Origin of the sequence: Pontibacter indicus, assembly GCF_900156345.1 — a bacterium.
In the GTDB taxonomy this organism is placed as follows: domain Bacteria; phylum Bacteroidota; class Bacteroidia; order Cytophagales; family Hymenobacteraceae; genus Pontibacter; species Pontibacter indicus.
Genome location: NZ_FTPP01000001.1, coordinates 1,612,424 through 1,625,052, shown reverse-complemented (window position 1 = coordinate 1,625,052; position 12,629 = coordinate 1,612,424). Strand labels below are relative to the sequence as shown.

11 protein-coding genes are annotated in these 12,629 nt (G+C 51.7%); 6 read left to right on the top strand and 5 right to left on the bottom strand.

The window, feature by feature from the left end; translation table 11 throughout:
• Nucleotides 1-203 precede the first annotated feature (203 nt).
• A complete protein-coding gene (locus B0B12_RS06975; protein ID WP_076666921.1) occupies nucleotides 204-1,514 on the bottom strand; it encodes an NCS2 family permease in 1,311 nt (436 codons plus the stop codon).
• A gap of 322 nt (nucleotides 1,515-1,836) precedes the next feature.
• Between B0B12_RS06975 and B0B12_RS06970 the strand changes: the two genes are divergently transcribed.
• Together B0B12_RS06970 and B0B12_RS06965 are read left to right on the top strand one after the other, a co-directional pair.
• Nucleotides 1,837-4,305: a TonB-dependent receptor gene (locus B0B12_RS06970; protein WP_076666919.1), complete on the top strand. Its 2,469-nt coding sequence runs from the start codon at nucleotides 1,837-1,839 to the stop codon at nucleotides 4,303-4,305.
• 111 nt (nucleotides 4,306-4,416) lie between these two features.
• A complete protein-coding gene (locus tag B0B12_RS06965; RefSeq protein WP_076666917.1) occupies nucleotides 4,417-5,163 on the top strand; it encodes a Mut7-C RNAse domain-containing protein in 747 nt (248 codons plus the stop codon).
• A gap of 35 nt (nucleotides 5,164-5,198) precedes the next feature.
• Here the strand turns inward: B0B12_RS06965 and B0B12_RS06960 are convergent, their stop codons facing one another.
• From B0B12_RS06960 to B0B12_RS06945, 4 genes are all read right to left on the bottom strand, one after another.
• Complete coding sequence (locus tag B0B12_RS06960; protein WP_076666915.1) at nucleotides 5,199-5,450, bottom strand: hypothetical protein; 252 nt, start codon at nucleotides 5,448-5,450, stop codon at nucleotides 5,199-5,201.
• A gap of 189 nt (nucleotides 5,451-5,639) precedes the next feature.
• Nucleotides 5,640-6,713, bottom strand: coding sequence for a 3-oxoacyl-ACP synthase III family protein (locus B0B12_RS06955; RefSeq protein WP_076666914.1), 1,074 nt, complete (start codon nucleotides 6,711-6,713; stop codon nucleotides 5,640-5,642).
• Nucleotides 6,714-6,876: 163 nt separating this feature from the next.
• A complete protein-coding gene (locus tag B0B12_RS06950; protein WP_076666912.1) occupies nucleotides 6,877-7,527 on the bottom strand; it encodes a CatA-like O-acetyltransferase in 651 nt (216 codons plus the stop codon).
• Between the two features lie 70 nt (nucleotides 7,528-7,597).
• Nucleotides 7,598-8,011: a hypothetical protein gene (locus tag B0B12_RS06945; protein ID WP_076666910.1), complete on the bottom strand. Its 414-nt coding sequence runs from the start codon at nucleotides 8,009-8,011 to the stop codon at nucleotides 7,598-7,600.
• A 529-nt stretch (nucleotides 8,012-8,540) separates the two neighbouring features.
• Here B0B12_RS06945 and B0B12_RS06940 point away from each other — a divergent pair.
• From B0B12_RS06940 to B0B12_RS06925, 4 genes are all read left to right on the top strand, one after another.
• Nucleotides 8,541-9,167, top strand: coding sequence for an OB-fold-containig protein (locus B0B12_RS06940; RefSeq protein WP_076666909.1), 627 nt, complete (start codon nucleotides 8,541-8,543; stop codon nucleotides 9,165-9,167).
• Nucleotides 9,168-9,172: 5 nt separating this feature from the next.
• Complete coding sequence (locus B0B12_RS06935) at nucleotides 9,173-11,308, top strand: flotillin family protein (protein ID WP_076666907.1); 2,136 nt, start codon at nucleotides 9,173-9,175, stop codon at nucleotides 11,306-11,308.
• Nucleotides 11,309-11,376: 68 nt separating this feature from the next.
• The gene (locus B0B12_RS06930) at nucleotides 11,377-11,718 is read left to right on the top strand and encodes a cyclic-phosphate processing receiver domain-containing protein (protein ID WP_076666905.1); all 342 of its coding nucleotides are present in this window, start codon (nucleotides 11,377-11,379) and stop codon (nucleotides 11,716-11,718) included.
• A gap of 158 nt (nucleotides 11,719-11,876) precedes the next feature.
• The gene (locus B0B12_RS06925) at nucleotides 11,877-12,578 is read left to right on the top strand and encodes an LEM-3-like GIY-YIG domain-containing protein (protein ID WP_076666904.1); all 702 of its coding nucleotides are present in this window, start codon (nucleotides 11,877-11,879) and stop codon (nucleotides 12,576-12,578) included.
• Nucleotides 12,579-12,629: the final 51 nt, after the last annotated feature.

Here is a 12,629-nt window from a genome sequence, read left to right as displayed (position 1 = left end):
CCTGCAACCGCACCAGATACAAGTATACCGGTACTATGCACCACCGGCCAGAGTCCGCCCGCTAGCTCACACTCGCGGGACGCGAGCATACTAAGAGCCAGCTATTAATTATATCTATACCAGGGCCAGAGGCCTCACGAAAGCAGACACGGGCGAGGACGCTCGCGCCATTAATGGCTATACCCGCTACTACAACGCCACCATCAATGCGTCTGCATCACAAGTGCCAAAACACAAAAGGCGATGATTACCCACAGTGTAACCGGAATGCTGCGGCTCTGGCCGGTTGCGACTTTCAAAACAGCCCAACTCAGAAAACCCCAGATAATACCCTGCGAGATGGAGTGGGTGAAAGGGATCAGCACCATCGCCAGAAAAGCAGGGATCGCCTCATCCATTTTCAGCCAGTTGATCCGGACGATCGGGCGCACCATGAAGGCACCCACCAGCACCAGGGCAGGGGCAGTAGCGATGGCCGGAATCATGGAGAGCAGCGGTGCCAGGAACAGAAAGGGGAGGAAGAGCAGACCGGCTACAACCGCTGTCAGACCAGTGCGGCCACCCGCCTCTATACCTACCGCCGACTCGACATAGGCCGTGCCGGGGCTCGAGCCCAGCAGCCCAGAAATGGTGGTGGACAAGGCATCGGCTGTGAGGGAGCGGCCTACGTTGCGGGGCTCTCCGTGCTCATCCGTCAGGTTGGCGGCTTCAGCCAGGCCTACGAAGGTGGAAAGGCTGTCGAACAGATCGGTGAAAACGAAGGCGAAAATAACGGGGAAAACCGCAAACTGAAGCGAGTTGACCAAATCCAGCTGCAGCACCAAACTGAAGTCGGGTGCGGCGAACACGCCCTGCCAGTTGATGACCGGGGCAGCATCCAGCGCCCACCACCGGCCCAGCGGATAGGCAGCCAGCGTGGTAAGTACGATGCCTATCAGGATGGCACCCGTCACGTTGCGGGTCACTAGAATCGCCATCAAAAACAGACCGCCCAGAAAAGTGAGCACGGAGGGAGTGAGCGGGCCCAGGCCCGTTGTGGTGGCTTCATTCGGCACAATAAACCCGGCGTTGGCAAAGCCGATGATGGTGATGAACAAGCCTATACCTGCGGCGATGGCATAGCGCAAGGGCCGGGGTATAGCCTTTAGGATGAGGACACGCACTTTAAACACGGAGAGCAGTAGAAATACAATGCCGGACCAGAAAACGGCCCCCAGTGCCACCTGCCACGTAATGCCCATCCCCAGCACAGCAGAGTAAGTGAAGAAAGCGTTGAGTCCCATACCTGGCGCCACAATAATCGGATTGCGCGCATAGAGGCCCATCATCAGACTGCTGAAAAACGACACCAGCACCGTGGCAGTCAGCGCACCTGAAAAAGGCATGCCCGCCTGACTCAGGATGGCCGGATTCACCGCAATGATATAGGCGGTGGCCAGAAAAGAGGTGAGGCCGGCAATTACCTCTGTTCGAATACTCGTGTTGTTCTTCTGCAGCTCAAAGTAAGACTCCATGCGTGGACGTGGGTTAGATAGGAATGGCGGTTTAATATTAGGCAATTTATACGGGCAAGCGTTAAAAATATGTTAAACCCCTGCTTTTCCGACCCATTCTCCCAACCTCAAAGCAACCTTCTTCCCGCCGCCTCTCTCTTTTGCTTATAAATCCTGACGGACATGTGTCCGGATTCAAAATAAGGTGTTCATTTTCAAACACTTTTGGTTGTGGTTATTACTTAAATTTTATTTTAAATAACTGATAATCAGTTATTTATACAGATGGCACGCAATTAGAATAAGCAACATTAAACTATGGGAAAATAAATACAAAGCGCACATGAAAAGATCTCTAACTCTCCAGTCTCAAGGCAGCGGCAAGGTATACTGGCTGCTGCTGTTTTTTCTCTTTACGTACACCTCTGCTTCGGCACAGCAGGCCACCATTGCCGGCAAGGTGATGGAAACAACTGACAAGCCCATGGGCTATGCCAACGTGCTCCTGCTCAAAGCGGCCGACTCCTCGCTGGTGAAGGGCACGCTGTCCGATGAAAGCGGCGCTTTCCTGTTCGAAGGTATAGCCGTGGGCAGGTATAAGGTGGTGGCCAGCATGGTGGGCTTTGGCAAGTCGAAGGCTATGGAAACGAACGTAACCACTGCATCCGAAGCGATTAAACTAAACCCGATCCTAATGAGCCAGGCTGCCACGGCGCTGAAAGAGGTGGTGATCGAAGGGCAGAAACCCCTGATCGAGCAGCACCTCGACAAAACGGTGATGAACGTGCAGAACAGCATTGTGTCGGCGGGCAACACGGCGCTGGAGGTGCTGGAGAAGGCGCCCGGCGTGGTCATCGACCAGAACGACAACATCAGCATGCGCGGTAGGCAGGGCGTGATCGTGATGGTGGACGGAAAGCCGGTGCCGATGTCGGGTTCTGAGCTGGCCAATATGCTGCGCGGCATGTCGGCCAACAGTGTGGAGAAGATCGAGCTGATCACCAACCCTTCAGCCAAATACGACGCGGCCGGTAACTCCGGCATCATCGACATCCGCCTGAAACGCGACAAGAGCCTGGGCACCAACGGCACCTTCAGCGCCTCTTACGGACAGGGCCGCTTTGCCAAGTCGAACCAGGGTGTGCAGCTCAACCACCGCACCAAAAAATTCAACCTCTTCGGCAGCTACAACTACGTGCTGCGCAAAGACTTCAACGACCTCGACATCTACCGTCGCTTCCTGGACGAAAACGGCACTTTCACCGGTGCTTACGACCAGCAGAACCGGTTCGACTTTACGATCAACAACCACAGCGGCAGGGTAGGAGCCGATTACTTCCTGTCGCCTAAAACGGTGCTGGGCGTGGTGGCCAGCGGCTTTGTGTCGGACATAGACCGCGGCACAAACAACCGCTCTGCAGTGATCAACACACTGGGGCAGGCCGAATCCTCTTTCGTGACAGGTGCCGATGTGGAGCATGGCCGTCGTAACCAGGCCTACAACTTCAACCTGAAACACACCATCGACAGCCTGGGCCGAGAGATCACCGCCGACGTGGACTACATCACCTACCGCAACACCGACGAGCAGAACTTCACCACTAATTACTACAACCTGAGCGGCGAGCCGATCCGGGACCCCTACCTGCTGTACGGCACCCTGGACGGCGACCTGACCATCAAGTCTGCCCGCGCCGACTACCGCCAGCCGCTGCGTGCCATCGGTGGTAATTTTGAGGCCGGCCTGAAGAGCAGTCTGGTGACGGCTGACAACGACCTGGCATTCTTCGACCGCAGCAACGGCGGCAACGTGCTGGACACCGACAAGAGCAACCACTTCCTGTATGACGAGAACATCAACGCCGCCTATGTGAATGCGAACAAGAAATGGAAAAAGACGGGGCTGCAACTGGGTCTGCGACTGGAGAACACCATCGCGAAGGGCCGGCAACTGACCGACGGACAGAAATTTGACCGCAACTATACCCAGTTGTTCCCGAGCGCCGCTGTGAACTATAGCCTGAACAAGAAGCACGACCTGGGTGTGTCGGTGAGCCGCCGCATCAACCGTCCGTCCTATAACCAGCTCAACCCATTCAAGAACTTCCTCGACCCGAGCACTTACTCAGCGGGCAACCCCTTCCTGAAGCCGGAGCTGTCCTACTCGTTTGAGCTCACCCATACCTTCGATCAGCGCTTCATCACCAAGCTGAGTTACAGCCGCACCAACGATGTGATGGTAAGCGTGCTCTCGCCAGCTGAGGAAGGTGAGAAGCTGGTGATACAGACCTTCCGCAACCTGGCCTCGCTCGATTACTACGGTTTAACGGTGACAGCGCCTTTCTCGATCGGCAACTGGTTCAACAGCGTGAACAATGCCACGGTTTACTACGGTCACTACAGAGGCTTCGTAGCGGACACCGACCTGAGCAATGGCATCCCGACCTTCAACCTGAACTCGAACAACACCATCAAGCTGCCAAACGACTGGTCGGCGGAAATGGTGGGTGTGTACCGTGGCCGCGAGGTGTACGGCTTCCTGGAGGTGGACCCGCTGTGGTTTATGTCGGTGGGCGTGCAGAAGCAGTTCTGGGACAAGAAAGCGAGCCTGAAACTGAACGTGTCGGATGTGTTCTTTACGAACAAAGTGAACGGCTATACCGCCTTGGCCCGCTACGAAGAGAACTTCTTCCAGCGCCGCGACACGCAGGTAGCGACGCTGAGCTTCAACTACCGCTTCGGACAGGCGCAGTCCGGTCCGTCTCGCCGCCGCACAGGCAGTGCTGAAGAGGAGACAAGAAGAGCGAACTAAGGGATTTAAGATTGTAAAGACTGGTTTTTGTTAGTTGATAAAGCGCCCGGGTTTTGCCCGGGCGCTTTTACGTTTGGGTGCGTATACCTGTCTGGCTATACCTTGCACCTAATGTCACATACCGCCCATTTTCGTTTCCACGGCTCTTTGAATGACTTTCTGCGGCCCCGCCAACGCCATATCGCTCTCGGCTATACCTTCGCGGAGCACCAGACGGTAAAGGATATGATCGAGGCGATGGGCGTGCCCCATGTGGAAGTGCGGGAGGTGATGGCGAACGGGGAGAAAGTAGATTTTGATCAACGACTTCAGCCGGAAGATCAGGTGGAGGTATACCCTTATGAAAACGGGGAGGAGGAACTGCTGACAGGTATAGCGGAGCGGCGCTTTGTGCTGGACGTGCACCTCGGCACACTGGCCCGTTCCCTGCGCATGCTCGGCTTCGACACGGTATACGACCAGCACCTGCACGATCCGGAGCTGACTCAGATTGCTAGCAAAGAGCAACGCATCCTGCTCACGCGCGATGTCAACCTCCTCAAGCACAAGGCTATACCTGCCGGCTACTGGCTTCGCTCCCAACATACAGCCGAACAGTTGCGGGAAGTATTCACCAGGTATAAGCTGGCAGATTACATCCGGCCTTTCACACGTTGTATGGTGTGCAACGGTCAAATTGTGCCAGTCGAAAAACAGGAAGTAGTGGAGCAGTTGCCTCCCAATACACAGCTATACTTCAACGAGTTTTACCAATGCCGACAATGCAAGCGGGTGTACTGGAAGGGCTCGCATTATGAGCGCATGCAGGAGACGGTTTGCAGGATCTTCCCGACCAATGGCAACATGGATTTGAGCTAAGAAACGGAGTTGATGAAGATGCTCCAGAAGGTAGTTTAGCGCTTGCTATCGAACCACTTGATGAGGCTGACATACACCACTGCCTGCGGATAGGTAATCAAAAAGTTCGTTGTGAACCTGGTGGCCCAGTCTGTGTAAAAATAGAGGCTATCCTGTGTTGCCAGAAAGCTGTTGACCAGGCAAAGGGGCGTGGCGACCAGGGCCACAAACCGCAAGGTTGGTTTTAAGTTCTTAAAGAAAAAGTAACTCTGAAGTTTGGGCTTCAAGGAAAGCAGCAAATTCTTCATGTTGGTAAATCGTAGTTTTAAAGTTAAACCTGGGCAACCGACAGCGTCTTCAAAACTGCATAAGCCGCAAGGGTTTCTGTTGCGCCCGATCCTGCAAGTTACGCAAAATCAAAACTATAGCTAGCTAGTAAAAACAGGCAGGCCTCGCTACCAGTAGCGAGGCCTGCCTGTTACGGTTAGTACTTTCTGCTATACCCGATAACAGATCGCGTTGATGTTCATGCCGGCTCCCACGGAAGCAAACAGAACAATGTCGCCCTCGTTGAGTTCGTGCTTTTCATCCTGGCCCCTGCGCACAATGTCGTATAGCGTCGGCACAGTGGCCACGGAGCTATTGCCCAGGTAGTGGATGCTCATCGGCATGATGTCTTCCGGAATGTCGCGACGGCCGTAGAGTTTAAAGAGCGCCTGGATCATGCCTTCGTCCATTTTCTCGTTGGCCTGGTGGATGAACACTTTTTTGACGTCCCGGATGTCGACGCCGCATAGGTCGAGGCATTCCTTCATGGCCTCCGGCACCAGCTTGATGGCGTACTCGTATACCTTGCGGCCCTTCATTTTGATATAGCGCACCCGCGGGTCGCCGTCCGGCATATAGGACTTGTTCATGTTGATGTAGTAGGCCTCCTCCACACTATGGCTGCGGGCGCAGCTTGCCAGAATGCCACTGCCGTCCTCGGGCACTTCCTGGTATTCCACCACCGAAGCACCGGCTCCATCACTGAAAATCATGCTGTCGCGGTCGTAGAGGTCGATGACACGGGAGAGGGTTTCGGCCCCGATCACGAGCGCCTTTTTGGCCATACCTGCCTTGAAAAAAGCATCGGCCTGAATCACGCCCTGCACCCAGCCCGGACAGCCGAACAGGATATCGTAGGCCACGCAGGCGGAGTTCTTGATCCTCAGATTATGCTTCACGCGACTGGCCAGCGCCGGCACGGCATCCGACTGGATGGTCCCCTCGATCACGTTGCCGAAGTTGTGCGCCACTATGATCATGTCGAGCGTTTCGGGGTCGATGCCGCTACTCTTGATCGCTTCCTCAGCGGCCAGCGTGGCAATGTCGGAGGTCGTGAGGTGCGAGGCCACGTAGCGGCGCTCTGCTATACCTGTTATTTTCTGAAATTTCTCTACCACTACATTCGGACAAACCCCGATTGGTTCGTTCTGATCGGTGTAGAAATTATGAGAGGTGAAGTCCTGGTTGGTTTTGACTTCGGTCGGGATGTAACTGCCGGTGCCAGTGATAACGGATCGCCACATATTGGTTGGTTAAAAGGTGAGAAAGATGCGTCGTATTTGAGATCTTATGATCACCCAATATATTGGTTATCACTATATACGGCAAGCTAAATCTGCCGAAAATGTTTAAACATTGTTGCGTTTAATACTTGCTTTAGGTATAGCGCAATAAATACGTAGAAATCTACAAAGAATAGCGCTTCAGAACCTTTTCGAATTCTTCCATGAACAGGTGCATGTGGTAGCCGTCGGCCAGGGCGTGGTGCAGTCCGATGCTGATGGGCAGGTATACCTGGTCGTCGCGCATCTCCAGTTTCCCATACCCGATCTTCGGTATACCCGGCTCTTCGTGACCGATCGAGAAAGCATGTTCCATTCCTTTAAAAGTGAACCAGGGCAGTGTGGTCATATGCAGCAGGTCGATGCCTTGGTGGCCATGGAAAAGCTTTTGGCTCTTTCTTACTTCTGCAATGATGTCGGTGCCCTCGGCACAGAAATCGGCCAGTTTTTCGTGAAAAGGAAAATGCGTGAAGGCCAGCTGCTTGTTGTCTTTCAGTATAGTGGCCGACACATCCAATCCGCTATACCGGACTACCTGCCCGTTCTGGATGCGAAGCAGAAAGTTCTCGACCTGTCGGGCCGCCTGCGTGGTGGCGTGCATATAGGCGAGCGAAACCGACAGGCCGTGGCGTTTGCAGTAGGTATAGAGCGGTGTGATGTCCGCCTCGGTATGCACATTGAAAAAGGGCTGGGTGAAGGTGCTGAAAAAGCGGAAAGTCTCTTCGCGTTCCCATCCTTCGATCGGGATAATCTCTTTGCTGTAGCGGTCTTGCATGAAAGTGCTGTGTCAGCTGCTACACAGAACAGTCTGACGTTTTCTATGGAAATGGCAAAGATACGGGAAGCTATACAGACAACCACAACTCGGCTGTTTCAATTTCGGTGAATAATTCCAGTTCAAAGTGATCCCTTAAATGGAAATCGTTTTGGATGGCCTCCTGTATCAGGTTTTCAGGCAGAAGCTCCAATCTGTCTGACGGCACTAAACAGGCCAGTTTGTGACGCTTCCACTGGTCAAAGGCGGGGAAGAAGGTATGGGTGGTCCAGCTTTGGTCGGCAATGGTGGTATAGCATAGTTTGCGCATATCGAACAGCCAGCGGCTTATTCCGTTGTGGATCGCATACTGCAAGGCTTCTTCTAATGCTGCCCGGAGAGGAAGGCCACTGGTGTGCTGTGACCAGGTAAGCTTAATCAGTTCCTTTTCCGGATTGGCCTCAACTACAACATATTCATCTGAAAAGACCTTACTTAAAGTCATAGCCTTTGATGGAATGGGTACTTTGTATGGATGGCAGTTCTGTTGCGGAACGCCTGTTTGCTCATTTGAGGGCGTTACGGTTCACTGGCAGCTTCGCCCGGCAGGCAGCCGCCCTTGCAGAAATTCTTTTACATGCTGGCAGAATTGTTCGGTAGAGCCAGAGATGTGACTTTTACGGGTTGGACCAGGTCAGATAGCTCCTGAAATATAGCCTATTGTGCTCATTGCGTTAATGTAATTTCTCTACCTGGCTCTGGTTGCTGGACATGCAGCACATGCTGGAGCAGGTTTTTTCTTCCTCTATGGGTAAACATTGAATTACCTAACATAGGTAGACGAGTGGATGCTTCGATAGGTTGTTCCTGCAGCTCCCGAACGGGCGTAATAATTGCAAAGGGGGTAGCATACCCTGTCGGGAAAAAAGGACCGACCCAAGATATCTGTCCATAAAATGAAGATTAGTATATGCTTTGTTATGAATATTCTATTATATTTATAGCACAATACTTTTTATACCTGCTTTTTGCCTATGAACGAACTTTTACAAGCTGCTTTTTCTGGGGTTAACATACTGCCGACGGCATTGCTCGCCTTTGTGATGCTGTACTGGCTAGCGGTCATCTTCGGCTTCCTGGACCTCGACTTTTTCGACGTAGAGGTGGAGCCCGAAGTGGATGCCCACGGTGTTTCGGCTGTGACCTGGCTCAACTCCGTACTTGCCTTTTTTAACCTGGGCAAGGTACCTTTCATGGTCTTTCTGTCCTTCCTGGCGCTGCCGTTCTGGGCAATTTCCATTCTACTCAACTACTACCTCAACCACGACTACGCGCTGCTGGGACTCCTATACCTTGTTCCGTCCTTTATCGCGGCGCTGTTTGTGTCCAAGTTCCTGACCATGCCTTTCGTGCGCATTTTTGCCGCCATGGAAAAGGAGCATGAATCCGCCGCCAACATCATCGGGCAGGTCTGCACCGTCGTGCTGCCAGCCAATGGCACCGACATGGGGCAGGCCGCTGTCAAAACCACGGGAGCGCCGCTCTTGCTCAACGTCAGAACCGCTCAGGGCTCTGCCGTGCAAAAAGGCGAGACCGCGCTGGTGCTCGAGTACAATGCTGAAAACAAATTTTACCTCATAGAACCTTACCAAACCATTTAATTCACATGCTGGAATCTTTATCCCTTTCTATCGTCATCATGTTGGCGGTAGTCGCCATTGGCTTTATTGTCATCGTTATCAAAATGTACCAGAAGGCCATCCAAGGCGAGGCCATGGTGCGCACCGGTCTAGGCGATACGAAAGTATCGTTCTCGGGCATCTTCGTGGTGCCTGTTATTCATAAACTGGAGGTGATGGACATTACGCTCAAAACGATTGTGATTTCCAGAACCGGCTCCGAAGGCCTTATCTGTAAAGACAACCTGCGTGCCGACATCAAGGTGAACTTCTTTTTGCGCGTGAACAAAACGCCGGAAGATGTGATTCAGGTGGCGCAGTCCATTGGCTGTAAGCGTGCCTCCGACCACTCCGCCCTTGAGAGCCTTTTCGACGCCAAGTTCTCGGAAGCGCTGAAGACCGTGGGCAAGCATTTCGACTTCGTGGAGCTTTACAACAGCCGCGACGATTTCAAGCGCCAGATCATCCAGACCATCGGCACCGACCTGAACGGCTACATCCTCGACGACTGCGCCATCGACTACCTGGAGCAGACGCCGATCCAGAATCTGAACGAAAACAACATCCTCGACGCGGAGGGTATCAAGAAGATCATCGACCTGACGGCCAAGCAGAAAGTGCAGGCTAACCTGATTGAGCGCGAAAAGCAGAAGACGATCAAGAAGCAGGACGTAGAGGCGCAGGAAACCATATTGGAGCTCGAAAGACAGCTGGCGGAGAACGAGGAGAAGCAGAAGCGCGAGATTGCCAACATCAAATCGCGTGAGTTTGCCGAGATGGAGAAAGTGCGCCACGAAGAGCGCCTGAAAGCGGAGAAAGCCCGCATTGCCACCGACGAAGAAGTGAAGATCGCCGAGCAGAACCGCGACCGCCAGATTTTGGTGGCTGAGCGCAGCAAGGAGCGTACTGACGCCATCGAAACCGAGCGTGTAGAGCAGGCCCGTTTGCTGGAGGCCAACGAGAAAGAGCGTATCGTGGCACTGGCACAGATCGAGAAAGAAAAGGCCATTGAAGAAGAGCGCAAGAACATCCAGGGCATCATCCGTGAGCGTGTGACTGTGGAGAAAGCCGTGGTGGAAGAGGAAGAGAAGATCAAGGACACCAAGGCTTTTGCTGAGGCAGAGCGTACGAAATCAGTGGCCATCAAGAATGCCGAGAAAGAGGCAGAAGAGGCGCTGGTGAAAGAGATTAAGAGTGCTGAAGCGGCCCGTCAGGCAGCCGAGTTCCGTGCCAAGCAAATGCTGATCGACGCCGAGGCAGAGCAGGTATCGGCGAACAACCGTGCGCAGGCCATCAAAACCATGGCCGAGGCTGAGGCGGCACAGGCGGCAGCGATTGGCTTGTCGGAAGCGCAGGTGATGGAGGCCAAAGCCCATGCCCGTCAGAAAGAGGGCGAAGCGGAGGCGCTGGTAATTAAAGCCAAGGCCAACGCACAGGCCGAAGCCGACGAGAAACTGGGGATGGTAACCGCCAAAGTGACCAAAGAGAAAGGTATAGCCGAGGCCACCGTGGTAGAGAACATGGCTTCAGCGGAAGAGAAACGCGGACTGGCAGAGGCCCGTGTGATAGGCGAGAAGTTCACAGTCGATGCCAAAGGTATAGAGGAGAAAGCCGAAGCCATGCGCAAACTCGATGGCGTGGGCAAAGAGCACGAGGAGTTCAAGCTGCGTCTGGAGAAAGACAAGTCCATCGAACTGGCGCACATCCACATCCAGAAAGACATTGCCGCCTCGCAGGCCGAAGTAATCGCCGAGGCCCTGAAAGCCGCGAAAATAGACATCGTGGGTGGCGAGACCATGTTCTTCGACCAGATTGTGGGCTCCATCACCAAAGGCAAGCAAATGGACCGCCTTGTAAGCAACAGCGAAGTGCTCAACACCGTGAAGGAAACCTTCTTCCAGCCAAACTCGGACGGGCATGTGGACTTCCGCGAGAACCTGCAGCGCTTTGTGAGTCAGTTCGGCATGAACTCGGAGGATGTGCGCAACCTAAGCGTATCGGCCCTTTTACTCAAGATGATGCAGAGCAGCGCCGACGAAAGTACGCTGAACACGTTGAAGCAGCTGACCACGACGGCCACGGCGATGGGTATAGCGGATAAGCCGTTTATTTCACTGAATTAACCTCACCCCAAACCCCTCTTCTGAGAACAGGAGAGGGGTTTGGGCTGAGGTTAGGTATAATTTTAACAATGAAAAAGCTTTTTCTCGATGATATAAGAACAGTCGACATGGTTTACAGTAAGGCTATGGAAGATGAATTTGTTGTTGTAAGAAGCTATTATGAATTTGTAGACTACATTAATATTAATGGACTACCTGATTTTATCAGCTTTGATAATGATTTAGGGTTGGAAGAAAATGGAGAATTAGCTCCTGATGGATACGCCGCTGCCAAGTGGCTAGTTTATCATTCAGGTCTTGATTTAATTGAATTAAAATTCAATGTTCATTCGGCTAATCCTGTAGCGGCACAGCAAATAAATGGTCTTTTGACAAATTATATAAACTATCTAAAAGACAATAGAGAGTAGTGTTGCTTGTGAAGATAGTTCTTTACTCCCAGCTAAGAATTCGAAACAAGCATTATCAGATGTAACTTTTTCCGATTCTTGAGTATTATGAAACCTCTTTAATAAATTATCAGCTAAATGCTCATTTTATAAATAAGTATCGGTTACAATTAGAAAATATGATAAAAGAATTTACTCAAGCAGTCTGTGAACGAATAGGATACTATGTCTACATTCTAAAAGAACCTGTTTCGCAGCAAATATTTTATGTAGGCAAAGGCAAAAACAATCGAATTTTTAATCATGTTCAATGTGCTTTAGATACAGAATTACTCTCTGATAAATTAGATGAAATAAGAAAGATTGGAGCTGGCAATGTTCAACACTATATCTTAAGACATGGCTTGACTGAAGAGCAAGCTTTGGAAATTGAAAGTGCTTGTATCGACTTACTAGGACTGGAGAATTTAAAAAACGAAGTAAACGGACATCATTCGTGGGTGCGGGGATTAAAATCTATAGCTGAAGTAATTCAGCATTATGACGCGCAAGTCATAACTGTAGATAAGGAGGAACCCTCAATTATCATCAACATTAATCGTCTTTATGAAAGATTCATGGATGATGAAAAACTATACAATGCTACTCGCTCTTCTTGGGTTGTTGGGCCTAAAAGAAATTTGGCGAAATATGCCTTTGCTGCATATCGTGGTCTTGTTAGAGAAGTTTACAATATACATGAATGGCACCATGTTGGGGGCAGGCGCTGGGAGTTTACTGGAAGTGTAGCTGAACCAGAAATCAGGGATAAATATATAAATCAATCTTTATCCAATTATATGAAAAAAGGGAGCCAAAACCCTATTAAATATACTTTCTAAAAATAGAAAGTGAAGCTCCCAAAACGAATAGCAGCTAGGCAAGCTTATACC